The 23,870-nt window shown below is 72.7% G+C and carries 20 protein-coding genes; 14 read left to right on the forward strand and 6 right to left on the reverse strand.

The window, feature by feature from the left end:
• Nucleotides 1-119 precede the first annotated feature (119 nt).
• Nucleotides 120-587, reverse strand: coding sequence for an RDD family protein (locus ACFC02_RS23065; RefSeq protein ID WP_376360355.1), 468 nt, complete (start codon nt 585-587; stop codon nt 120-122).
• A 206-nt stretch (nt 588-793) separates the two neighbouring features.
• Here ACFC02_RS23065 and glnA point away from each other — a divergent pair, with 206 nt between their 5' ends.
• Nucleotides 794-2,203, forward strand: coding sequence for a type I glutamate--ammonia ligase (gene glnA / locus ACFC02_RS23070; RefSeq protein WP_376360358.1), 1,410 nt, complete (start codon nt 794-796; stop codon nt 2,201-2,203).
• Nucleotides 2,204-2,314: 111 nt separating this feature from the next.
• Here glnA and ACFC02_RS23075 read toward each other — a convergent pair whose 3' ends face one another.
• Nucleotides 2,315-2,575 carry a hypothetical protein gene (locus ACFC02_RS23075; protein WP_376360361.1) on the reverse strand — a complete coding sequence of 87 codons (261 nt, stop codon included), beginning with the start codon at nt 2,573-2,575 and terminating at the stop codon, nt 2,315-2,317.
• Nucleotides 2,576-2,809: 234 nt separating this feature from the next.
• On the opposite strand from ACFC02_RS23075, the gene ACFC02_RS23080 reads away from it, so the two are divergent.
• The 3 genes from ACFC02_RS23080 (at nt 2,810) to ACFC02_RS23090 (ending at nt 4,671) form a co-directional block, all read left to right on the forward strand.
• The gene (locus tag ACFC02_RS23080; RefSeq protein ID WP_376360364.1) at nt 2,810-3,067 is read left to right on the forward strand and encodes a hypothetical protein; all 258 of its coding nucleotides are present in this window, start codon (nt 2,810-2,812) and stop codon (nt 3,065-3,067) included.
• A 93-nt stretch (nt 3,068-3,160) separates the two neighbouring features.
• On the forward strand, nt 3,161-4,084 hold the full coding sequence (gene htpX, locus ACFC02_RS23085; protein WP_360968428.1) for a zinc metalloprotease HtpX: 924 nt from the start codon (nt 3,161-3,163) through the stop codon (nt 4,082-4,084).
• Between the two features lie 2 nt (nt 4,085-4,086).
• Complete coding sequence (locus tag ACFC02_RS23090; RefSeq protein ID WP_376360368.1) at nt 4,087-4,671, forward strand: hypothetical protein; 585 nt, start codon at nt 4,087-4,089, stop codon at nt 4,669-4,671.
• Nucleotides 4,672-4,828: 157 nt separating this feature from the next.
• Here ACFC02_RS23090 and ACFC02_RS23095 read toward each other — a convergent pair whose 3' ends face one another.
• Together ACFC02_RS23095 and ACFC02_RS23100 are read right to left on the reverse strand one after the other, a co-directional pair.
• Nucleotides 4,829-5,143, reverse strand: coding sequence for a hypothetical protein (locus ACFC02_RS23095; RefSeq protein WP_376360370.1), 315 nt, complete (start codon nt 5,141-5,143; stop codon nt 4,829-4,831).
• Between the two features lie 202 nt (nt 5,144-5,345).
• Nucleotides 5,346-6,230, reverse strand: a complete 885-nt coding sequence (locus tag ACFC02_RS23100; protein ID WP_376360373.1) for a polysaccharide deacetylase family protein — start codon at nt 6,228-6,230, stop codon at nt 5,346-5,348.
• A gap of 143 nt (nt 6,231-6,373) precedes the next feature.
• Here ACFC02_RS23100 and ACFC02_RS23105 point away from each other — a divergent pair, with 143 nt between their 5' ends.
• The 9 genes from ACFC02_RS23105 to ACFC02_RS23145 all read left to right on the forward strand — a co-directional run bounded on the left by ACFC02_RS23105 (nt 6,374) and on the right by ACFC02_RS23145 (nt 15,846).
• Nucleotides 6,374-6,736, forward strand: a complete 363-nt coding sequence (locus tag ACFC02_RS23105) for an arsenate reductase family protein (protein WP_376360376.1) — start codon at nt 6,374-6,376, stop codon at nt 6,734-6,736.
• Between the two features lie 341 nt (nt 6,737-7,077).
• The gene (gene glnII / locus ACFC02_RS23110; RefSeq protein WP_376360379.1) at nt 7,078-8,115 is read left to right on the forward strand and encodes a glutamine synthetase; all 1,038 of its coding nucleotides are present in this window, start codon (nt 7,078-7,080) and stop codon (nt 8,113-8,115) included.
• 374 nt (nt 8,116-8,489) lie between these two features.
• A complete protein-coding gene (locus tag ACFC02_RS23115; protein WP_376360382.1) occupies nt 8,490-9,134 on the forward strand; it encodes a winged helix-turn-helix domain-containing protein in 645 nt (214 codons plus the stop codon).
• 70 nt (nt 9,135-9,204) lie between these two features.
• Nucleotides 9,205-10,215 (forward strand): NAD-dependent epimerase/dehydratase family protein, encoded by a 1,011-nt coding sequence (locus tag ACFC02_RS23120; RefSeq protein WP_376360385.1) that lies wholly within the window; start codon nt 9,205-9,207, stop codon nt 10,213-10,215.
• A gap of 100 nt (nt 10,216-10,315) precedes the next feature.
• Nucleotides 10,316-11,614, forward strand: a complete 1,299-nt coding sequence (locus ACFC02_RS23125; RefSeq protein WP_376360388.1) for a sensor histidine kinase — start codon at nt 10,316-10,318, stop codon at nt 11,612-11,614.
• Nucleotides 11,599-12,252, forward strand: coding sequence for a LuxR C-terminal-related transcriptional regulator (locus tag ACFC02_RS23130; RefSeq protein ID WP_376360391.1), 654 nt, complete (start codon nt 11,599-11,601; stop codon nt 12,250-12,252). Before ACFC02_RS23125 ends, ACFC02_RS23130 begins: the two co-directional genes overlap by 16 nt.
• A 322-nt stretch (nt 12,253-12,574) precedes the next feature.
• A complete protein-coding gene (locus ACFC02_RS23135) occupies nt 12,575-13,075 on the forward strand; it encodes a tetratricopeptide repeat protein (protein ID WP_376360394.1) in 501 nt (166 codons plus the stop codon).
• Between the two features lie 49 nt (nt 13,076-13,124).
• The gene (locus ACFC02_RS23140; protein WP_376360397.1) at nt 13,125-15,044 is read left to right on the forward strand and encodes a hypothetical protein; all 1,920 of its coding nucleotides are present in this window, start codon (nt 13,125-13,127) and stop codon (nt 15,042-15,044) included.
• A gap of 112 nt (nt 15,045-15,156) precedes the next feature.
• On the forward strand, nt 15,157-15,846 hold the full coding sequence (locus tag ACFC02_RS23145; protein ID WP_376360400.1) for a TetR/AcrR family transcriptional regulator: 690 nt from the start codon (nt 15,157-15,159) through the stop codon (nt 15,844-15,846).
• Nucleotides 15,847-15,859: 13 nt separating this feature from the next.
• On the opposite strand, the gene ACFC02_RS23150 is transcribed toward ACFC02_RS23145, so the two are convergent.
• Nucleotides 15,860-16,216 (reverse strand): 5-carboxymethyl-2-hydroxymuconate Delta-isomerase, encoded by a 357-nt coding sequence (locus tag ACFC02_RS23150; RefSeq protein ID WP_376360403.1) that lies wholly within the window; start codon nt 16,214-16,216, stop codon nt 15,860-15,862.
• 215 nt (nt 16,217-16,431) lie between these two features.
• Complete coding sequence (gene pulA, locus ACFC02_RS23155) at nt 16,432-21,876, reverse strand: pullulanase-type alpha-1,6-glucosidase (protein WP_376360406.1); 5,445 nt, start codon at nt 21,874-21,876, stop codon at nt 16,432-16,434.
• A gap of 597 nt (nt 21,877-22,473) precedes the next feature.
• Between pulA and ACFC02_RS23160 the strand changes: the two genes are divergently transcribed.
• Nucleotides 22,474-23,763: an extracellular solute-binding protein gene (locus ACFC02_RS23160; protein WP_376360409.1), complete on the forward strand. Its 1,290-nt coding sequence runs from the start codon at nt 22,474-22,476 to the stop codon at nt 23,761-23,763.
• The last annotated feature ends 107 nt before the right edge of the window (nt 23,764-23,870 follow it).

A 23,870-nucleotide genomic window follows, 5' to 3' on the forward strand; every position in this document is an offset into this window, starting at 1 on the left:
CGGATCGATCCGGGCGCCCCCCTCGTCGTACGACGTCGTCGCGAACGTCATCACGTACGTCATCGCGTATGTCATCGCGTATGTCTCGCCCCACGCCGCGCGGACGTCCGGCGTGGACGCTACATCCGCACCTCGACCGTCCCCGCCAGCCGGTCGTGCAGGCCGCGGCCGTCACGGTCCCAGATCAGTGCGGGGAGCGCGACGCACAGCAGGACCGTGCGCAGCAGGGCGCGCGGCGGCTGGACGCCGCCGGTGCGCAGGGCGACCACGCGCAGGCCGAACAGGCGCTTGCCGGGGGTGCAGCCGACGGTGCCGACGGTCAGTACGCCGAGCAGGAAGAAGATGAGCAGGCCCCAGTTGCCGGTCGCCTGCTCGTAGCCGTGGGTGATCAGGCCGTATGCGATCAGCATGCACAGCGCCCAGTCGACGGCGACGGCGCCGAGCCGCCGTCCCGGGCGGGCGATCGAGCCCGGCCCTTCCTCGGGCAGCCCCAGTCGTTCGCCCCGGTAACCGAGGTCGGCGCCCGCGTCTTCCATGGCTGCGCGCGGCCCGGAGAGCCACGATCCCACTGCTTGCCTGTTGTCCACCCGTCCACGGTACTGCGAGGCTGGATGGAGGAAGGCCGCCGGGGTGTCCGCGGCGTGACCCCGCCCGGGCCGGTTAACTTCTGCGAAACAAATGGGTCACGCCCGGGAAATCACCCGTCCCTAGGGTCGAGGCACCGTGTGCCACCGCACTGGCCGCACGCACGATCTACCACCCCGGCGGGACGGTCGGGAGTAGGAGGAGCTGGATGTTCCAGAACGCCGACGAGGCCAAGAAGTTCATCGCGGACGAGGACGTCAAGTTCGTCGACGTCCGCTTCTGCGACCTTCCGGGCGTCATGCAGCACTTCACGTTGCCCGCCGAGGCGTTCGACCCCGACGACGAGCAGGCCTTCGACGGATCCTCGATCCGTGGTTTCCAGGCCATCCACGAGTCGGACATGGCCCTGCGCCCCGACCTGTCCACCGCGCGCGTGGACCCGTTCCGCCGGGACAAGACGCTCAACATCAACTTCTTCATCCACGACCCGATCACGGGCGAGCAGTACTCCCGTGACCCGCGCAACGTGGCGAAGAAGGCCGAGGCGTACCTGGCCTCCACCGGGATCGCCGACACCGCGTTCTTCGGCCCCGAGGCCGAGTTCTACGTCTTCGACTCCGTGCGCTTCCGGACCGCCGAGAACGAGTCCTTCTACCACATCGACTCCGAGGCGGGCGCCTGGAACACCGGTGCGGTGGAGGACAACCGCGGCTACAAGGTCCGCTACAAGGGCGGCTACTTCCCGGTCCCGCCGGTCGACCACTTCGCCGACCTGCGCGCCGAGATCTCCCTGGAGCTGGAGCGCTCCGGCCTGAAGGTCGAGCGCCAGCACCACGAGGTGGGCACCGCCGGGCAGGCCGAGATCAACTACAAGTTCAACACGCTGCTGGCCGCCGCGGACGACCTCCAGCTCTTCAAGTACATCGTGAAGAACGTGGCCTGGAAGAACGGCAAGACCGCGACCTTCATGCCGAAGCCGATCTTCGGTGACAACGGCTCGGGCATGCACGTGCACCAGTCCCTGTGGAGCAACGGCGACCCGCTGTTCTACGACGAGGCCGGGTACGCGGGCCTGTCGGACACCGCCCGCTACTACATCGGCGGCATCCTCAAGCACGCCCCGTCGCTGCTGGCCTTCACCAACCCGACGGTGAACTCCTACCACCGTCTGGTGCCGGGCTTCGAGGCCCCGGTGAACCTGGTCTACTCGCAGCGCAACCGCTCCGCCGCGATGCGTATCCCGATCACCGGTTCGAACCCGAAGGCCAAGCGCGTGGAGTTCCGCGCCCCCGACGCCTCCGGCAACCCGTACCTGGCGTTCTCCGCCCTGCTGATGGCGGGCCTGGACGGCATCAAGAACAAGATCGAGCCGGCCGAGCCGATCGACAAGGACCTCTACGAGCTGGCTCCCGAGGAGCACGCGAACGTGGCGCAGGTCCCGACCTCCCTCGGCGCGGTCCTCGACCGCCTGGAGGCCGACCACGAGTTCCTCCTCCAGGGCGACGTGTTCACGCCGGACCTGATCGAGACGTGGATCGACTACAAGCGCGCCAACGAGATCGCCCCGCTGCAGCTGCGCCCGCACCCGCACGAGTTCGAGCTGTACTTCGACGTGTGATCGACCCCGGCACCGGTGCCGTCCGGTGCCGCTGCACAGCCGCCCCCCGTGCATTCCTCGCACGGGGGGCGGTTCTCGCTGGTGGTGCCGGTCGTGGGCCGCTCGCCGGCCTCACGGCACGATCACGATCACGGAGCCCGGGTTGTAACCGAACCCGTAGCCGTACCCGTACCCGGGGCCGTAGAGGGCGCCGCGGCCGCTGCGGTGGCCGTAGCAGTTGCTGCTCCACCAGCCGCAGCCGTGGTTGGTCGTGGCCGAGGTCCGGGGCGTGGCCGCCGAGGCGGTTCCCGCCGTGCCGATCGCCGCGCCGCCCGCCAGCAGGACACCGGCGGCGGAGAGGGCGAGGAGACGCCTCGCGCGTGGTGCTTTCATGGAATACCTTCCTTCCACCCACTCCTGCAGCTTCTCGGGGAACGTGACGGAAGGCCGCGGCCGAAGCGCGATCACACTCACCGAGGCTAGCCGCCGCCCGGCGGCTCGGCATCTTGAGCCGAACGGGGGACGCCCCCCGCACAACCTTCCGGCGTCCCGCGGGTCTCCTACTGACGGGAGTCGGCCCCGGGCCGGGCCCCCAGGAGCCAGCCAGAGGCGGGAAGGGTGACGGGGATGACCGGACACGACGAATTCGAGCGTGAGTTCGATCACCAGTGGGTGAGCGCCGCCGAGCACAAGGAGCCCTCCGCGCGGGCCCGGATGCTCGCCGCCCGCTGGAAGGACGAACCGCCGGGCCCGGTCCCCTTCCGCGGCGACCCCGGCCCGGCGGCTCCCCGCCGCTCCTCGTGGATATCGACGGCCGTCGTCCTCGGCTGCGTGGCCGCCCTCGTCCTCCTCATCGGCTACGCCCGGACCCGCTCCGTGTACTGAGCCGAACAGAGGGCCGGACCGGGCCGGTCCGAGGCGGCCCCGCAGGTGCACACTGGATGGCGGGACGAGTGCCTGACTGCGGGGTGATGCAAGATGCAGAGCCGCTTCCGGAGCGACCGGCGGCTGACCGTGCGCATGGGTCTCACGCTGTTCCTGCTCGGGTTGCTGTACGTGGCGTTCGTGGCCGCGCTGATCGTGCTGCTGAAGTCGTGGGTGCTGGTCGTGGTGATCGCGGCCGGGGTGCTCATCGCCCAGTACTGGTTCTCCGACCGGATCGCGCTGTTCGCGATGCACGGCCGCGTGGTGGAGCGCGAGGAGTTCCCCGAGCTGCACGCGGTGGTCGACCGGCTGTGCGCCATGGCGGACATGCCCAAGCCGGTGGTCGCCGTGTCCAACATGGACATGCCGAACGCGTTCGCGACCGGCCGCAACCCGGACAACGCCGTGGTGTGCGTGACGACGGGCCTGCTGCGGCGGCTGGAACCCGCCGAACTGGAGGGCGTCCTCGCGCACGAGCTGTCGCACGTGGCCCACAAGGACGTCGCCGTCATCACGGTCGCGTCCTTCCTCGGCGTGCTCGCCGGACTCGTCGTCCGGTTCGCCTTCTACTCGGAACTCCTCGGCGGCCGGGGCCGCAAGGACCAGAACACCCTGGCCGTGTTCGCCATGGTGATGGGCGTGTCCGCGGCCGTGTACGCGATCAGCTTCCTGCTGATCAGGGCGCTGTCGCGGTACCGGGAGCTGGCCGCGGACCGGGCGGCGGCCCTGCTGACCGGGCGGCCCTCCGCGCTGGCGTCCGCGCTCACCAAGGTCACGGGCGACATCGCCCGGATCCCCTCGGAGGACCTGCGCACCGCCCAGGCCTTCAACGCGTTCTACTTCACGCCGGCGCTGGGCTCCGACCCCGGCATCGCCCGGCTCTTCTCCACCCACCCGAGCCTGGAGCAGCGTCTTGAGCAGCTGGGGCGGATCTCCGCCGAGCTGGGCGAGGCCGCCGCGCCGGGGAAGGCGGGCTGAGGATGGGGCTCTGGGACATCCTGCTCGGCCGCACCAGACCCGCCCCGCCCGACCTGGACCAGCTGTTCGCGCTGCCCTCCGCGGCGGTGACGCTCCAGGCGGCGGCCGGTTTCACGCCGACCGGGCAGGGCGCGGTGTGCTTCGCCACGGTGGAGGGCGCGGCCTTCGAGCAGGCCCACCGCGAGGTGCAGGCCCTCCTGGACGCGGACGCCGACCGCCCGGGCCCGCCGGTGGAGCTGAGCCGGGACTCCTACGGCTACTCCTGGCTGCTCTCCCGCCGCACCCCGGACCAGCTGCCCGAGCTCGTCAACGACCTGCACGCCGTGAACAGCGCCATGGAGGCCGACGGCTTCGGCCCCCAGCTCCTGTGCTCCCTGGCCGCCTTCGAGGACGGCACGGGCCGCCGGCTGGCGCTGGTGTACCTGTACAAGCGGGGGACCTTCTATCCGTTCGCCCCGCTGCCCGGCCAGGACCGGCGCCGCGACAACGCCCTGGAGATCCAGGTCAGGGCCGCTCTCGCGAGCGACCTTCGCGTCGAGGAGGACCTGGGCCGCTGGTTCCCGGTGTGGGGGGCGCCGGGGCTGTGAGCTGCGCGGCCGGCCCGCGAGGCCCCGATTGCCGGTGGGGCCGGGGGTCAGTGGGCTCGTGGACCGGGCGGCGGCCCGCGCCGTACGACGGGCGCCGCGCCGGGCGCGCCGGGTGCCCCGCGCGGCGCGGGGCACCCGGTGGGATGCGGCGGGCGGGTCAGCGGGCGTAGCGCATCAGGGCGCGGACCATGTGGCAGGTGGTGTCCGACGGCGGGTGGACGCCGATGAGTTCGGCGGTGCTCCGTATCGTCTCGTTGCGCGCCTGGTTCGGCGTGTGGACGCCGGAGTCGAGCAGGGCGATGGCGAGCCGCATCGCCTTCAGCCGGCGGTTGTGCGTGACGTACCACTCGCGCGGGCGTCCGGGCGGCAGCGGGCGCTTGTGCACGGGTGCGTAGGGCTGGTCGAGCTGGACGGGGCGCTTCGCGGTGGACTGGGTCGGCAACGGCTTCGGCTTCAGTGCGGCAGCGGGCACGGGCATCCTCCTGTCGCGAGGGGCGCCGGCCGGAGACGGAGTCTTCGGTGACGCCCTCGAACACTGCCTCCATTCTACTGCCGGGCACTGACAACGGGAGGACCCAAACACCCCGCAAATGCCCAGGTGAGCACGGAAATTGCCGCCCTGTCAGGCGCGGTTCACACGGGACTGACGGGGCGGAAGAAAATCGAACAGAGTCTCATCGGGCGGGCGGCTGGATGTAGTCCTCCAGCCGGGCCACGGCGAACCCCTGCTCCTGGATGCGCTTGAGCAGGTTGGCGAACATCGTCGTCATGCTGGTGCCCTTGAGTTCGGAGGGCCCGCGGAAGTGGGCCAGGATGATGTCGCCGGGGCGCAGCTTCTTGTCCGCGGTCTGGTACTGCATGTTGCGGATCTGCATGGACTCCCGCCACCACACGATCGCCCGGGGGCCGCACGCGTCCACCGCGGCCTTGGTGGCGGCGTCGTACGCGCCGTACGGCGGCCGGAACAGCAGCGGGGAGGTGCCGTAGTTGCGGGTGAGGATCTTCTGGTCGCCGCAGATCTCCTGCTTCTGGCGGGCGAGCGGGAGGGTGTTCATGACGGGGTGGTGCAGGGTGTGGTTCTGGATGTGGTTGCCCATCGCCTGCAGCGGCTTGAAGTAGGCGTAGTCCGACTTCACCGCGTCGTTCATCAGGAACATCGTGACGGGGACCTTCAGGTCCCGCATCATCGCGACGAACCGGGGGTCCTTCTCCTGCCCGTCGTCGAGGGTGACGAAGACGACCTTCTGCCGGGTCGGTATGTGGGTGAGGACCGGCACGGTGCCGTGCGCGGAGAGCTTGACGGGCTTGTCGGCCGGGGGCGCCGGCGCGGCGGGCAGGGGCTTCAGCCCCCACTTGTGCCAGGCGGCGGGGGCGCCGGACGCGTCCCGGGGGGTCCCGGCCGTGGGGGCGGGGCGCTGGGCCCCGGTCGTGGACGGGGCCGTGCCGTCCGTGCTCCCGCCGCCGCCCCCGCCCGTGCCGCAACCGCCGGCCGTCAGCGCCAGGACGGCGGTGCCCGCCAGCGCCCCGTAGAACCTGCTGCCCCTGTGGTGCCGCTTCACCGCGCCGTTCTCCCTCTGATGTGCGTCGAGATGTGCCGTACCGGCGCCCATGAAGACGTGCCGTACGCACGTTCGGTGCCGTTCCCGGCCGAGGGGACCGCCGCGCGGGCCGCCGGCGGGAGTGCGGCGGCTACCGTTGCCCCATGGAGATCTGGATCAACCCGGCCTGCTCGAAGTGCCGCAGCGCGATCGGCCTGCTCGACGCCGAGGGCGCCGAGTACACCGTGCGCCGCTACCTGGAGGACGTACCGACCCAGGACGAGATCCGGGCGGTGCTCGGCCGGCTCGGGCTCGAACCGTGGGACATCACCCGCACCCAGGAGGCCGCCGCGAAGGAGCTGGGGCTCAAGGAGTGGCCGCGGGACGCCGGGGCACGCGACCGCTGGATCGCCGCGCTGGCCGCGCACCCGAAGCTGATCCAGCGCCCGATCATCACGGCCGACGACGGCACGGCGGTGGTGGCGCGGACGGAGGAGGCGGTACGGGACGCGCTCGGCCGCGGTTGAGCGGACCGCCGGACGCCGGACGCCGGTCGCGGGTCCCGGTCGCGGTCGCGGTCGCGGTCGCGGTCGCGGGTCCCGCTCGCGGTCGCGGGTCCCGGTCGCGGGTCGCGGGTCCCGGTCGCGGGTCGCGGGTCCCGGTCGCGGGTCGCGGGTCCCGGTCGCGGGTCGCGGGTCGCTGGTCGCTGGTCGCTGGTCGCTGGAAACACGGGGTTCACACTCGGGCAACGGCCGGGAAACCGGCCGTTGACAGGCTGCGGGCATCCACCGCGGCGCCCTGCCGCAGCGCCGCCGGTCGCACCACGCACCGCGAGTGCACCCGTGACACCCCGAAGGATGTGGCCCCCGTGAGCTTCAAGGCCGAGTACATCTGGATCGACGGCACCGCGCCGACGGCCAAGCTGCGCTCCAAGACGAAGATCCTCGGTGACGACGCCAAGGGTGGCGAGCTGCCCCTGTGGGGCTTCGACGGCTCCTCCACCAACCAGGCCGAGGGGCACTCCTCCGACTGCGTGCTCAAGCCGGTCTTCTCCTGCCCGGACCCGATCCGCGGCGGCGAGAACGTCCTGGTCCTGTGCGAGGTCCTCGACATCGACCTCGCCCCGCACGCCTCCAACGCCCGGGCCGCGCTCGCCGAAACCGCCGAGCGGTTCGCCGCGCAGGAGCCGGTCTTCGGCATCGAGCAGGAGTACACCTTCTTCAGCGGCGGCCGCCCGCTCGGATTCCCCGAGAACGGCTTCCCCGCCCCGCAGGGCGGCTACTACTGCGGGGTCGGCGCCGACGAGATCTTCGGCCGCGACATCGTCGAGGCCCACCTGGACAACTGCCTGAAGGCGGGCCTGGGCATCTGCGGCATCAACGCCGAGGTCATGCCGGGCCAGTGGGAGTTCCAGGTCGGCCCGCTCGCCCCGCTGGAGGTCGCCGACCAGCTGTGGGTGGCCCGCTGGCTGCTCTACCGCACGGCCGAGGACTTCGGTGTCTCCGCCACCCTCGACCCCAAGCCGGTCAAGGGGGACTGGAACGGCGCCGGCGCGCACACCAACTTCTCCACGAGGGCGATGCGCGAAGGGCCCGAGGGCTACGCCGCGATCCTCACGGCGTGCGAGTCGCTGGGCGAGGGCTCGAAGCCGCTGGACCACGTCAAGAACTACGGCGCCGGCATCGACGACCGGCTCACCGGCCTGCACGAGACGGCACCGTGGGACCAGTACTCCTACGGCGTCTCCGACCGCGGCGCCTCGGTCCGCATCCCCTGGCAGGTCGAGAAGGACGGCAAGGGCTACATCGAGGACCGCCGTCCGAACGCCAACGTCGACCCGTACGTCGTGACACGGCTGCTCGTCGACACCTGCTGCGCCGCGCTGGAGAAGGCCGGCCAGGTCTGATCCACCCGGGGCGACCCGGCTCTCTCCGCAGGGCGCTCACCGTCGGGCGGGCGCCCTGCGGGCTGTCCGGGAACCGTCCAAGCTGTGAGAGGAGGGTCCTGTCCGGGCGCGGTGTCTGCTTCAATGGGCTCATGGCCGGCTTCCAGCAGAACACCTCGACGGGTCGCCATGACCTCGAGCCCTTCTGGCCTTCCCGTCAGCACCACGACTTCGACCGGGTGTGTCGCCGCGCGACGAACGCGCGGGCCCTCTAAAGCCGTACACCCCGGCCTTCGGCCAGCGCGGAACGACGTACGTCCCCCGGCGCGCCCGACCACGAACTCGCGGCCGCCGTCTCGTCCGACGAACTCCTCGCGCGAAAGAGCTGACCTCTCATGGCGACCACTCGTTCCCTGACCACCGCAGCCCTCCCCGCCGCATCGGCCTCCCCCTCCTCCGCTCCCCCCGCAGCACGGCACCGGCTGCGGGCCGTGGACCTGGACGAGGTCGCGGAGGTGGCGGACTTCCTGCCGCCGGGCGCCACCTGGCTGCCGGCTCCGCCGCACGCCCTGCCCGCGCTGCCGGGCCGGCCGCCGATGGTCGGCTACCTGGTGCTCGTCCCGGCCGACCAGCAGCCGCCGTTCGCCCCGGTGGCGGCCGTGCCGGACCAGCCGCAGGGCCTGCCGTCCGCCGGCACCGCACCGGCCGCGACGGCCGCCGCCGACAGCGGCGGCGGCGACAGTGCCGACCCGCTCGTCCGGGTCGACCCGGTACGGCGCGTCGCCGACGTGGGCGGGCGTGAACTCGACCTCACCTACCTGGAGTTCGAACTCCTCGCCCACCTCGTGGCCCACCCGCACCGGGTGCACACCCGCGACCAGCTGGTCACCACGGTCTGGGGCTACGGCCACGTGGGCGACGGCCGCACCGTGGACGTCCACGTGGCCCGGCTGCGCCGCAAGCTCGGCACCGAACACCGGGGCGCCATCCAGACGGTCCGCCGGGTCGGCTACAGGTACGCGCCGCCGACCGGCCGCTGATCCGCCGGGCCGCTCTGCCGACAGCAGAGGCCTGTTCCCTCCCGCCGCCGGGCCGGGCACAGTCACCGGTATGAGACTTCTGGTGCTGGGTGGTTCGGATTTCGCGGGGCGGGCCGTCGCCGAGGCGGCGGTCGGGCGCGGCTGGGACGTGACGGTCCTGAACCGGGGACAGCGGGCGGAACCCGTCCCCGGGGTGCGGTCGCTGCGCGGCGACCGCACCGCGCCCGACGGGCTGGCCGCCCTCGCCGCGCACGACGGCGACTGGGACGCGGTCGTCGACACCTGGTCGGCCGCGCCCCGGCCGGTGGGTGACGCGGCACGGCTGCTGCGGGAGCGCGCCGGGCGGTACGTGTACGTGTCGACGTGCTCGGTGTACGCCTGGGCGCCGCCCGCCGGGTACACCGAGGACGCGCCGCTGGTGGAGGGCGCCGCCGCGGACGCGGACGCCACGGACTACGCCCGGGACAAGCTGGGCGGCGAGCTGGCGGTGACCGGCGCGTTCGGGGCGGACCGTGCGGTGCTGGTGCGCTCGGGGCTGATCCTCGGGCCGTACGAGAACATCGGCCGACTGCCCTGGTGGCTCGGCCGGATCGCCCGGGGCGGTCCCGTGCTGGCACCCGGTCCGCGGGACCTGCCGTTGCAGTACGTCGACGCCCGCGACCTGGCCGAGTGGATCCTCGGAGCGGTGGAGCAGGAGCTGAGCGGCCCCTACAACCTGATGAGCCCCCAGGGCCACGCCACCATGGGCTCCCTGCTGGAGGCGTGCGTGGAGGCGACCGGCGCCGACGCCGAGCTGCGCTGGACGGACCCCGAGGTGATCCTCGACGCGGGCATCGAACCGTGGACGCAGCTCCCGGTGTGGGTGCCCCCGGGCAGCGAGGGCCACGACGCCCTGCACGGCGCGGACGTCTCCCGGGCCGTCGCCACGGGCCTGCGCTGCCGGCCCGTCACCGAGACGGTCACCGGCACCTGGGACTGGCTGCGCCGCATCGGCGGCACCGCACCCCAGCGCCCCGGCCGGCCCCCCGTGGGACTCGACCCCGCCGTGGAAGCGAAGGTGCTGGGGGTCGGGCAGGTGTAGTCGCGGGCGCCTCACCGGCACGGGGGTGGGGTTGGCGACACCCCCGGTGCGGGGGACCGGCCCCGTGACGTGCGACCGCGGGCCGGGACAGACTGGCGGCATGGACACGAAGAACGGGAGCAGCACAGGCGTCCGGGCCGCCGGGGACGCGGCCGGGCGGGCGAGGGCGGTCGGGGCGGCCGGGCTGCGGGGGTTCGTCCTCGCCGTCGTCTCGCTCGCCGGGTCGCTCACGCTGTTCGTGCTGTCCGTCCTGTCGCTCGCCTTCATCCTGCTCGGTGTCGGTGTGCTCACGACCCCGGTGGTGCTCGGCGCGGTGCGCGCGTTCGCCGACCGGCGGCGGGTGAGGGCCGCCGAGTGGGGCGGCGTACGCATCCCGCGCGCCTACCGGCCGCTGCCCGAGGGCGCCGGCCCCTGGCGCCGCACGGTCGGCATGCTCGGCGATCCGGCGACCTGGCGGGACCTCGGATGGCTGGCGGCCGACATGACGGCGGGCTTCGTGACCGCGCTGCTGCCCGCCGCGCTGGTGCTGTACCCGCTGGAGGGCTTCGCGCTCGCGGCGGGCCTGTGGCGGGTGTTCACCGACGGCACGCACATCGGGTACTGGTACGCGTTCGTGCCGATCTCGGGCCAGGGCTCCGCCCTCGGCGCGGGCGCCCTCGCGGTGGCGTTCCTCACGGCCGCCTGGTTCCTCGCCCCGCTCCTGCTCCGGGGCCACTTCCTGCTCACCCGGGCCGTGCTCGCCGGTGACGGCGGCGAACTGGCGGAACGGGTGCGGGTGCTCACCGAGACCCGCCGCGACGCCGTCGACACCTCCGCCGCCGAACTGCGGCGCATCGAACGCGACCTGCACGACGGAGCCCAGGCCCGGCTGATCGCTATGGGCATGGACCTCGGCACCGTGGAGACGCTCATCGACCGGAACCCGCAGCGGGCCAAGGAGCTGCTGGCGCAGGCCCGGAAGAACTCGGCCGACGCCCTGGTCGAACTGCGCGACCTGGTGCGCGGCATCCATCCGCCGGTGCTCGCCGAGCGCGGCCTCGGCGACGCGGTCAGGGCCCTGGCGCTGCGGATGCCCGTCGGCACGGAGGTGACGGTAGACCTCCCCGGCCGGGCCGACGCCCCGGTGGAGTCGGCGGCGTACTTCGCGGTCAGCGAGGTGCTCACCAACGCCGTCAAGCACTCCGGCGCCGACCGCGTCCGGATCGACCTGCACCACCGCGAGGGGATGCTGCGCATCGCGGTCACCGACAACGGCGGGGGCGGCGCGGTGGTCGGGGCGGGTTCGGGTCTGTCCGGCGTCGAGCGGCGGCTCGGTACATTCGACGGCGTCCTGGCCGTCAGCAGTCCCGCGGGCGGCCCCACCATGGTCACCATGGAGATTCCGTGCGCGTTGTCCTAGCCGAAGACCTCTTCCTGCTGCGTGACGGGCTGGTCCGCCTCCTGGAGGCCCACGACTTCGAGATCGCGGCGGCCGTCGGGACCGGCCCCGAGCTGGCCCGTGCGCTGGCCGAGCTGGAGCCGGACGTCGCCGTGGTCGACGTACGCCTGCCGCCCACGCACACCGACGAGGGGCTGCAGTGCGCGCTGCGGGCGCGGCGGGACAGGCCGGGGCTGCCCGTGCTGGTCCTCTCCCAGCACGTGGAGCAGTTGTACGCGCGCGAGCTGCTGGCCGACGGCACCGGCGCGGTGGGGTACCTGCTCAAGGACCGGGTGTTCGACGCGGCCCAGTTCGTGGACGCGGTGCACCGGGTCGCCGCGGGCGGTACCGCCATGGATCCGCAGGTCATCCAGCAGTTGCTGGCCCGGCGCTCCGGCGCGGACCGGCCGCTGTCCCGGCTGACACCGCGCGAGCTGGAGGTGCTGGAGCTGATGGCGCAGGGGCGTTCGAACACGGCGATCGCCACGCAGCTCGTCGTCACCGAGCGGGCCGTCGCCAAGCACACCTCCAACATCTTCGCCAAGCTCGGTCTGGAGGTCTCGGACGACGACAACCGGCGCGTGCTGGCCGTCCTCGCCCACCTGGACCGGGACCGCTGATCGCGCCCGGCCCCGAGCCACCGGGAGGTGGGCGGTGCGCGACAGCGGCGGCCGGCGGTGTGCCGCGGGCGGAGGCTGCGGTCAGTGACCGCCGCTCGGGGGCTCGCAGGCGGTGCCGTCGGGGAAGCCGCCGAAGGCGTCGGCCTTTCGGCCGGACCTCCCGGCGGGCCGGCTGAACACCTCTGCGTGGGCTCGTCTGCCGCTCCCGCGGTCGCTGGGGCGGGCGGCGGTCCCCGGCCGGGGCCGCCCTTCGATACGGCCGCACCGCACGCCCCGCTCGAATCCCCCGCCCCCGCAGGCACACGTGTGCGAAAGTGGGCCGATGAACCAGGACTGGGAAGACCGCGTGGCCGCCGTCTGGGCCCGTGTCGGCGAACTCCCCGAGAGCGAGGCGCCCGCCTTCCGCGCGCGCATCGACGCGCTCGTCGCGGAACTGCCCGCCGACAGCCCGATCGGGCCGTTCGAACAGGCCGGCGCGTGGGATTCCACGGGCCACCCGGACCGGGCCGTGCCGCTGTACCGCCAGGCGCTGGAGCGCGGGCTGGGCGGCTACCGGGGCCGGCGCGCGAAGATCCAGCTGTCCAGCTCGCTGCGGAACCTGGGCCGGCCGGAGGAGGGCGTCAAGCTGCTCACTCCGGAACTGGACGCACCCTCCGACGAGTTGGACGACGCCGTACGCGCGTGCCTCGCGCTGTGTCTGTCGAGCCTCGGCCGCGACCGCGAGGGCCTCTCCCTGGTCCTGGGCGCCCTCGCGCCCCACCTGCCCCGTTACCAGCGGTCGATGGCCAACTACGCGCGGCTGCTGGTGGATCCGGGCGACTGACACCACCGGGTGGCGGTGACCAACGGCCGATTCGCTCGTTCTGCTGAACGTGCAGTCACAGGATGTCGCCCCGCGCCGCCCCTCGTCCTCCTCCCGCCCCGTCGTCGACGTCGAACAGGCCGAAGCCGCGCTCGTCGAGCACTACCCCCGGCTGGTCCGGCTCGCCTACCTGGTGCTGCCGCCGGGCGCGGGCCGGAGCCGGCGTGTCCTGGCCGCGCACTCCCTGGTGCAGCGCGCGCTGCCCCGGGGCCGTTCCTCGGCGCCCGCGATCCCCGCGCAGGCGGCCGGCCACGACGGCGACCCGGGCTACACCTACCTCCGCCTCCAGGTGCTCCGTACGGCCCTGGAGGCCGGCCGGGCGAACGGGCGCGGCCGGTGGCGCGGACGCCGCCCGCTGCCGCCGCTGCTTCCGCAGGTGTGGGGGCTGCGGCTTGTCCCGCGCTCGGGCGGGACCGACGAACTCGCCCTGGACCGGCAGCTCGCGTCGCTGACCGCCCCCGTCCGCGCCGCCTACGTCCTGCGCGGTCTCGAACGGCTCCCGGACGCCGCCGTGCGCCAGGTGCTGTCGGCCGCGGGCGTGGCCGACCCGGGGGCCGCGCTGCGCGAGGCCGACCGGCTGCCCGCCCGGCACGCGCTGCTGGACTCCCCCGAGTTCGACCCGTGCTCGCTCCAGGCACGGCCCACCGATCTGGTGCGGCGCAGGCAGCACACCCGGGCCGCGCTCGCCGCCGCCGCGGCGCTCGCCGTATGCGGTGCGCTGGTCGCGCTGCCCGGCGGCGGCTGGGGCCCTGACGGCGCCGCCGCCCCCGCCTACGCGCGAAACCCGTCCGCCGAGGCGGCCCTCGACCCGGCCCGGCTGACCCGGGCCGACCCGGCCGCCTGGCGGACCTCCAGCCGTCTGGACTTCTCCGTGTGGCCGGCGCGCGGCAACCTCACCGGGGACGCGGCCCTGCTGCGCCGGGCGCTGGCCGTCTGGGCCCGCCCCGGCGGCTCCGTCCGGGTCTCGGCGACGCCCGGCACCGCGTCCGGCGGCCCCGCCGGACCGCCGCAACTGCTCTTCGCCGGTGACGTCGACGGCGCGCACGTGGTGATCCTCTACGACGGTCTGCGCATCGCCCGCTACGCCGAACCGAAGGACTCCACGGCCGGTGCGGCCCTCGACTTCGCCCGGGTCGACGGTGCGAGCGGTGCGGAGGCGTCCGCGGTGGTCCTCGACCGCTCCGACGGCAACGTCCGTTATCTGACGGCGCCCTGGGTCCGGGGGGCCGCCCAGCGCGACCTGCTCAAGCCCGCGTCCGCCGCGCCGGCCCTCGCTCTGGCGGACGGGGTGACCGGGCCGCTGGCCAGTGCGGTCCAGCAGACCGGAGCGTGCACCTCGTGGCGTGGGCTCCAGCTGACCGGCGACGACGGCACGCAGGTGCTGAGCGATCTGGGCGAACTGGTCCCCGCGCTCCTCACCACGGGCAGGCCGACCGCCCCGCACGGCGCGGCGGGCGCGGCGGGGCTGCGCGCGTGGGCGCCGTTCGCCTGTTCGCTGGGCGCGGTGCGCGGGCAGGGCGTCCGCTCGGTCAACGCCTGGCGGTTCGCCGAGCAGCCACTGCCCGGGGCGAGCGGCACGGCCGCGTGGGCGTGCACCCGGGCCGAGACCTGGCGCGGCGGCGACCCCCGGGTGCTCGCCCAGGTCCGGGTGCCGGGCGGGACGTACGGGGCGGTCGCCGCCAAGGGCGAGGACGTGCCGGCGTGCGGCGCCCGTGACCCGCACGTCCTGGCCGGAGTGCTGTGGAAGTCGCGGGCCGGCACCTGGTACCTGCTCGCGGCCGGCGGCAAGGGCACGGCGTCGATCACCGCGACGGGCGGGGTCACCGCGTCCGCCCAGGGCAACCTCCTCGCCGTCCGGGCGAAGCAGGGAGCGCGGGCGGAGCTGAAGGGCACGCTGGCAAACGGCGGCTCACTGACGGCACTGCACTAGACCCACCAGGACCCCCGCGCCGGAACTGCGGCACCTCCCCGCGGATCGCCGGGACGAACACCTCGCCCGGACCTGACCGTTCGTGGCCGGATCCGATCGGTAGGGTGGGCGTATGACTACCGGGGTGCGCCGCAGGATGGGAGTGGAGGAGCGGCGGCAGCAGCTGATCGGCGTCGCCCTCGAACTGTTCAGCCGGCGCTCGCCCGACGACGTGTCCATCGACGAGATAGCGTCCGCGGCGGGCATCTCGCGCCCGCTGGTCTACCACTACTTCCCCGGCAAGATCAGCCTGTACGAGGCCGCGTTGCAGCGCGCCGCCGACGACCTGGCGGGCCGGTTCGCGGAACCGCGCGAGGGACCGCTGGGCGCGCGGCTGCTGCGCGTGATGCGCCGGTACTTCGACTTCGTGGACGAGCACGGGCCCGGTTTCGCGGCCCTGATGCGCGGCGGACCGGCGGTCGGCTCGACCACGGCCAACGCCCTCGTCGACTCCGTCCGGCAGGCCGCCCACGACCAGCTCCTGTCCCACCTCGGCGTCCAGGACCCGCCCGCCCGGCTGGACCTGGTGGTCCGCTCCTGGATCTCCCTGGCGGAGTCGACGGCGCTGATCTGGCTGGACGGCCGGCGCATCCCGCGCGCCGAGCTGGAGGTGCAGCTCGTGCACGACTTCGCCGCCCTCGTGGCCGTCGCCGCGGCCCACGACGAGGAGCTGACCGCGCTCCTGCGCGGCGTCTTCACGACGGAGCCGGCCGGCGGCCCCTTCGGGGACCTGCTCGGCCGGCTCCTGAGACTGGCTTCCTGACTTTGCGGGCTTCCTAGGCGTCGAGCTTGCGGTAGGAGGCGTCCAGGTCGCGTACCTCGGCCGAGGCGTGCAGGGCCAGGCCACCGACCGGTTTCACATGGTCGCGCAGCGCGTCGAGCACGGCCTCCGCCAGCCGTGCCTTGGTCTCGTCGCTGCGCCCGGCCAGCAGCCCGATCGTGACGTGCACGATCGCGTGCCCCTCGGCGTCGGGACCGACGGTGGTGTCCTCGGTCCGCCGGAACTGCGTCTTGCACGCCGCAGGCTTGGCGTCCGCGATCTCGACGGTCCGCGCATGCACGTCCCGGGCGAAGGCGCCCCGGTCGAAGGCGTCCGCCAACTGCTCGGAGTAGTCGACGGTGATCTGCGGCATGAGCGCTCCTGTTCTGCTTCTACGACGACTTCCATGACGACGGGGTCACCCTAGTGCCCCAGCAGGCAACGTTCGCCCCGTCGCGAAGCCCGGCACGCACTCTCGCCGCACCGGCCGAAAGCCCGAGTACGTCCAGTACGAGGACTTCCGGCCGGCGCGCCGAGAGCACGCACCGAACGCCGCTCCTTGACGGACAAACGCTGCCTGCCGGGGCACTAGTTCGTGAACACCGCCACCGTCCGGGCCGGGACCGTGAAGGTGCCGGTCCTCGGGGTGTACGTCGCGGTCTTCACCACCGGGTCCGTGCCGTGGGCCTGGGCCGGGTGCAGGCGGTAGGGGGCTCCCGTGAGGCCGGGGACGTGCTGGCTTTGCTGTTCGGGCGTGGCGTTGAAGACCACGATCAGGTTGCCGAGCTCCATGGTGATCACGCCGGGGGTCTCGTCCTTGCCGGACAGCGGGAAGGACAGCCGGGACTGCACCTGGGCGGCCGTGGCGAGGGAGAAGGCCTTCTCGCTCGTACGGATCCTCAGCAGGTCCCGGTAGGCGGCCGAGGCGCCCTGGATCTGCGGGCAGCCGACCTTGACGGAGGTGAGCAGCGGCTTGGCGTAGGGCCACTTGGCCTGGTTGCCGGCCGCCATCGGCAGGCCGCGGCCGAAGCCGTTGCCGTCCGCGCAGTTCCAGTGGATGGCGTTGAACCAGTCGCCGCTGTCGAAGGAGTCCCGGTCCAGGGACTTGGAGCGCAGCAGGTCGGTGCCGGCCTGGGAGAGCGCGGGGCCCTGCGAGAGCGCGGCCGTGGCCATCGCCAGGACCTGCATCCGGGCCCGGTCGGCGGCGGAGGTGTCCTTGGGCAGTTTGTAGGCGAGGGTGTCGAACAGCGTCTCGTTGTCGTGCGCGTCGGCGTAGGCGACGGCGTCGCCGGGTGCGTCCGCGTAACCGGCGGGCGCGCCGTTGTAGTCGACCTGGGCGCCGGTGACCTCCTTGCCGCCGGAGCCGGTGAAGCGGTACCCGGCGAGGCTGCCGCTCAGGCCGACCTTGATCAGGTCCTGGTAGTGCAGCAGGCGGGCCTTCTGCTCGGCCTTCGTGCCGTTGGCCGTGGAGGAGTTCGGGTCGGTGTAGAGGCCGGAGGCGAAACCCTGGACGCCGGGGTCGGCGTCGAAGGGGCTGCCGCCGCGCACCGCGTCGCGGGCCCGGTCGGAGAAGGTGGCGATGCCGGTGCCCGCCATGTTCTTCTGCGTGGCCTGCACGAAGCGGGCGTCGTCGGCGACCTCGCCGAAGTTCCAGCCCTCGCCGTAGAGGATGATCTTCTTGCCGTCCACGCCGTCCTTCTTCGGCGTGAGCGCGTCCAGTGCCTTCCTGACCGCGAGGATGTTGGCCTTGGGGTGGTGGCCCATGAGGTCGAAGCGGAAGCCGTCGACCTTGTACTCCTTGGCCCAGGTGACGACGGAGTCGACGACGAGCTTGCCCATCATGGCGTTCTCGGGCGCGGTGTTGGCGCAGCAGGTGCTGTTCGCGACGGAGCCGTCGGCCAGCAGCCGCTGGTAGTAGCCGGGCACCACCTGGTCCAGGACGGACGTGGCGGCCTGGCCGCTCGCCGCCGTGTGGTTGTAGACCACGTCCATGACGACCCTGAGGCCGTCCTGGTTGAGGGACTTGACCATCTGCCGGAACTGGAGCGTGCGGGCGGTGCCGTCTGGGTCGGTGGCGTAGGAGCCCTCGGGGACCGTGTAGTGGAAGGGGTCGTAGCCCCAGTTGTAGGCGTCCTTGGCCGCGGTGGCGGAGACGCATTTCTGCTGCTGGTCGGAGTCGGCCGGGTAGGAGGCGAGGTCGCAGGCCGGGGTGGCCTGGTCGGTCTTCTCCTCCGGGACGGTGGCGATGTCGAAGGCCGGCAGCAGGTGGACGTAGGAGGTGCCCGCCTTCGCCAGTTCCCGCAGGTGCCGGGAGCCGTCGCTGCCGTGGTCGGTGAAGGCGAGGTAGGTGCCGCGGTCCCGGGCCGGGACGGTCTTGTCGGCGGTGGAGTAGTCGCGGATGTGCAGTTCCTGGATCTGCGCGTCGCGCAGCGGTACGGCCTCGGGTTTGGCCAGGTGCGACCAGCCGCCGGGGGCGAGCCGGCGGTCGTCCAGGTCGACGACGAGGCTGCGCCCGCTGTTCGCGGTGAGGGCGAGCGAGTACGGGTCGGTGACCTTGTTGGTGACGATCCGCCGCACGCTCGGCGCCCACACCTTGACGACGTACCGGTACGGCTTGCCCTTCCAGGACGCCGGCCCGGTCACCGACCACACGCCGGTGGTGTCGTCGCGGCGCATGGCGACGGCCCTGCCGTCCAGTTCCAGGGCGGCGCTCTGCGCGGTCGGCGCCCACACGCTCAGGGTGGGCCGCCCGTGGCGGAAGACCGGGCCGAGCCGGGCCGGGGCGGCGGCGGTGCCGTAGACGTCGTCGAGGACGCCTGCGAGCTGGACGCCGGTCGCCGTGAGCACGGCACCGTCGGCGGCTCGCTGCGAGGCGACGACCTGGCCGCGCAGCGCCTCGCGGACCCGGCCGCGGTCGCGCGGGTCGACGGACCAGGCGGTGTAGTCCTTCAGGTGCGGGAACTTCGCCTTCTGGGCGTCGCTCAGCGTGGTCCGCGTGAGCCGCAGCCAGCGCTCGTCGTCGCTGGTCAGCGTCCCGTCCTTGACGGTGATCGAGCCGTCGTGGGAGTAGACCAGCTGGGTGGAGGCGGCGCCCGCGGAGCCGTTCAGGGCGACCGTGTCGCGGTCGATCCAGACGGCTTCGGAGGTGGACAGGTCCAGGTCGGCGGCGCTGCCCGCGGGCTGCGGCAGCAGGGGTTCGGCCCGGCCGCCGAGCAGCCACACCTCGTGGCCGTCGGCCGCCTCGAGGTCGAGCGACCCGTCCTGGGACACGTCCTTCTCGTCGCCCTTGTGGACGATGTAGCTGAGGCTGGTGGCGCCGTCGGCGAGCGGGACCTCGAATACCGCGCCGTAGGCGTCGGTGCGCACGGGTGCGAGGGGCTTGGACCAGTCGGTGGGCTGCGCGGCGCCGGTCCACACGTGCAGGCCCCAGCCGTCGTAGTTCCCGTCGGCGCGGTGGTAGTGGATGACGGCCTTGGTCCGGTCCTGCGCCGGGTAGTCGGCGGTGGGCCGCTCGGTCGTCACGGTGTCCTTGCCCTGTTCGATCCAGATCTCGCCGGTCTTGGTGACGTCGATGGTCCGGTCGGCGGCGACGTCCTTGTCGCCGTCCTTGTCGATGACGAGGAAGCCGACGCCGGAGGCGCCCGGCTTCAGCTTGACGTAGGCGAAGGCGCCGTAGGCGTCGCGGCCGGTGAACGGGTGGGCGGCGGGCCAGGTGGTCGCCTCGCCGTCGGCGAGGTCGCCCCAGGTGTACAGGCCCCAGTTCGCGTAGTCGCCGTCGGCGCGCTTGTAGTGGACGATCGCGTAGTCGCGGGAGGTGGCGGTGGGGGCCTCGGGGGCCGGCGGGGTGCCTGCGGCGGAGGCGGCGGTGGCGCTCGCGGTGTGCCCGGCCGCATCGACGGCGACCGCCTTGTAGCGCAGCGCGGTCCCGGCCGGTACGTCCTTGCCGAGGGTCTGGGTGACCTTGTACGGCGCGTGGTCGGCCGAACCGAGCACCTTCCAGGGGCCGTTGCCGACCTGGGCGGCGAAGACGACCCGGTTGAGCCGGCCGCCGGTGACCTCGGCGCTCAGGTCGACGGTGCCGGTGGCGCCTGCGGCCGGGGCGGTCAGGGTGAGGGCGGGCTTCGCGGCGGGGGCGTCGAGCCGCCCGGCCGCCTTGAGGACGACGGCGGACCCGGCCGGGACGGTGACGGTGACCCGGTTGTCGGCGCCGGAGGTCACGGTGGCCCGGGTGCCGTAGATGCCCCGGTAGGTCATGTCCGCCGAGCCGGTGGCGAAGCCGGCGGTCTTCGCCTCGCCCGCGTTGTTGAAGGCGACGACGTACTCGGCGCCGCTCTCGGCGTCGGTGCGCGTGAAGGCGTAGACGCCGGGGCCGTCGGCCGCGTACCGCTCGGTCTGGACGCCGTCCGCGAGGGCCGGGTTCGCCTTGCGGAGCCGGGACAGTCCGGCGATCTGCCGGTAGAGGGGCGCGGTGGTGTCGTAGGAGTCGCTCGCGTGGGTGCGGTCGGTGCCGATCTCGTCGTCGGCGAGGTAGTCGGGGACCTTGGAGGCGAACATGGTCTGGCGGGCGTCCTTGTCGCCGCCGGCGCCGGTGAAGCCCTGTTCGTCGCCGTAGTAGACGACCGGGTTGCCGCGGCTGAGGAACATCAGCTCGTTGGCGAGCCGGTCCCTGCCGAGCAGTTCGGCGTCGGAGGCCTTCGGGTCGTCCTGCTTCAGGAAGGACCCTATGCGGCCCATGTCGTGGTTGCCGAGGAAGGTGACCTGCTCGTACGCGTTGGCCTTGTCGGTCGTGTACTCGTAGTCGTCACCGAAGACCGAGGCGAGTTTCTGCGCGCTGCCGCCCTGGGAGGCGTAGGCGCGGGCGGCGTCCTGGAAGGGGAAGTCGAGGGTGGCGTCCAGGCGGCCCCGGGTGACGTACGGGGACGTCACGGAGGCGTCGGCGGAGAGGACCTCGCCGAACATGAAGAAGTTCGGGCGGCCGTGCCGGGCGGCGTAGGCGTCCAGTGCCGTGGCCCACTGCGTCCAGAACTCCATGCCGACCTGTTTGACGGTGTCGATGCGGAAGCCGTCGACGTCGAAGTCCCGCACCCAGCGTTCGTAGATCTTCTCCATGCCGCCGACGACCTCGGGGCGCTCGGTCCACAGGTCGTCCAGGCCGGTGTGGTCGCCGTAGAGGGCGCTCTCGCCGACGAAGGTGGAGTCGCCGCGGTTGTGGTACATCGCCGGGTCGTTGAGCCAGGCGGGGACCTTGAGGTTCTTCTCGGCGGGGGCGACGGCCGGGGGGTGCGGGAAGGAGGAGGTGCCCACGGCGGGGAACCTCGCCGTGCCGTCCGCGTAGTCGGTGTCGTCGAAGGGCCGGCCGTCCTTCGTCAGGTACGGGAAGGCGCCCTTGGACAGGTACGCGTGCGACTGGTCCGTGGTGGTGAGGACGTCGGCGGTGTGGTTGGTGATGACGTCGAAGAAGACCTTCATGCCCTTGGCGTGCGCCTTGGCGATGAGGGTGGTCAGGTCCGCGTTGGTGCCGAAGTGCGGGTCGACCTGGGTGAAGTCGGTGATCCAGTAGCCGTGGTACCCGGCGGAGGCGGCGCTGCCGGTGCCCTGCACGGGCCGGTTCTTGAAGATCGGCGCCAGCCAGATGGCGGTGGTGCCCAGGCCCTTGATGTAGTCGAGCCGCCGGGTCACGCCCTTGAGGTCGCCGCCCTGGTAGAAGCCCTTGTCGGTGGGGTCGTAGCCGGTGGCGAGGCGTGAACCGGTCAGTCCGCCGCGGTCGTTGGACCGGTCGCCGTTCGCGAAGCGGTCGGGCATGACGAAGTAGAACTGCTCGTGCGTGGCCTCGTGCCGGGCGGGCACGGCGGCGAGCCGCGCGTCCGAGGGCGGCGCGGGGGGTGCGGCGGGTGCGGCGGCCCTGGCGGCCTGCGGCTGGACGAGGGTGGCGGCGAGTACGGCGGCGGCGAGGGCCGCGACGCGTCTGGCCCGTCCGCCGGGCCCTGTCGTCAGGAAGCGGCGCCTGAGGGGCGCCGGCCATCTGGGTATCACGAGCGTGAACTCCTTGCGGTGACGGCTCGATCGGGTCCGTGCCCGCGCCGCGGTTCGGCTTCGTGGCCGGACGCCGGGCGTGACCGTATCCCCGACGAATCGTTTACAGCAAGGGTCTTGAAAACCGTGGCAAGAATTTTCACCGCAGAGGCCCGACACCCGCCCTCCGCCCGGCGTACGGCTCCCGACGCCCGGCAAAGCGGTGCGGCAGCCGCGGGCGGCCCGCCCTGACGGAGCGTCCGGTGACGGCAGCCGGCCCCTCGTTCCCGGACGCCCGCGGCGCGAGCCGGACCGCGTCGGCGGGGCGGCGTGGGCGCGGCGGGGAAAGCTGAGGCGGGCGAGGAGCAACCCCTCCCCGACCGGCCCGCCGCCCGCTAGGGTGCGAGGCGGTACGTGACCGCCTGCGACCGACCACGACACCTGGCGGTAACGAAAACGTCACGCTTGCAGGATCTTGCGGAAATTTTCTTGCAACATCTTTCGCAAGGGATTGCAGCCTTGCTACGTTCCTCCCGCGCCCGGCGGCCGTCGATTGGGACAGACGGCACCCGCGGTCTCCCAAGGGATGATCCGGGCACCCATATCTAGGGAGTTCATATGCGACGTGGCATATCGATCGCCGCCGCGGTCACCGTGGTCGCGCTGGCCGCCTCGGCCTGCGGCGGGTCGGGCAGCGACTCGTCGAGCAAGCCGAAGGACCCCAAGGACATCTCCGGGACGATCACGTACTGGGACACCTCGGACGCGGCGACCGAAGCCCCGACGTACAAGGCCCTGGTCAAGCAGTTCGAGGCCAAGTACCCGAAGATCAAGGTGAACTACCAGAGCGTCCCGTTCACCGACGTCGAGCAGAAGTTCAAGTCGGCCGCCAAGAGCGGCAAGGGCGCGCCCGACGTGGTCCGCACCGACGTGGGCCTGATGGCCGAGTACGCCTCGCTGGGCTACATCGCCCCGCTGGACGGCACCGCGGCCCTCAAGGACGCCTCCGACTTCAACGCCACGCCGCTGAACACCGCCAAGTACAACGGCAAGACCTACGGAGTCCCGTCGGTCACCGACACGCTCGGCCTGCTCTACAACAAGAAGCTCCTCAAGCAGGCCGGCGTCGACAAGCCGCCGGCCACCTGGGACGAGTTCATCGCGGACTCCAAGGCCATCAAGCAGAAGACCGGGGCCTACGGCACCTACGTCAACCCCGACTCCTACTTCCTGCTCCCGCTGCTCTACAGCAACGGCGCGGACCTCGCCGACCCGTCCGGCAAGAAGATCACCATCAGCAACGACGCCGCCGTCACCGCGCTCACCACCGCGAAGAAGATCAACGACGAGGCCTCGATGAAGGTCGACTTCGCGAACGCGTACCAGAACATGCAGACCGCCTTCAAGAACGGCAAGGTCGCCATGCTGATCCAGGGCCCCTGGTCGGTCAGCGACGACCTGACCGGCTCGGCGTTCAAGGGCGACGAGGCCAACCTGGGCTTCGCGAACGTCCCGGCCGGCGCCGGCGGCAAGGCCCAGGCACCGACCGGCGGCCACAACCTCACGGTGTACCAGGGCTCCAGCAACCTGGACGCCAGCTACCTGTTCACCCAGTTCATGACCTCCACCGAGAGCCAGATCGCCATCGCCAAGGGCACCGGCACCCTGCCGACCCGCAAGTCGGCGTACACCGGCGAGGTCACCGCGAACGCCAAGATCGCCGGCTTCAAGCCGATCCTGGAGCAGACCGCCCGCCCGCGCGTGGCCCTGCCGCAGGTCGGCTCGCTCTTCACCCCGCTCCAGCAGAACTACGTGAAGATCCTCCAGGGCGACCAGTCGGTCAAGAGCGGCCTCGACTCCACCGCCAAGGAGTTCCAGAAGCTCCTGCCCGGCTTCTCCATCGGCTGACCCGCGCCCGGCCGCAGGCCCTGCCGTAGCCGTACGGCAACCGAAGGACACGCAGCCCCGGGGAAGAAACTCCCCGCTGCCGCCCCGACCGGGGCTCCCCGGGGCTG

Origin of the sequence: Streptomyces sp. NPDC056160 (assembly GCF_042268205.1) — a bacterium.
Lineage (GTDB): Bacteria > Actinomycetota > Actinomycetes > Streptomycetales > Streptomycetaceae > Streptomyces.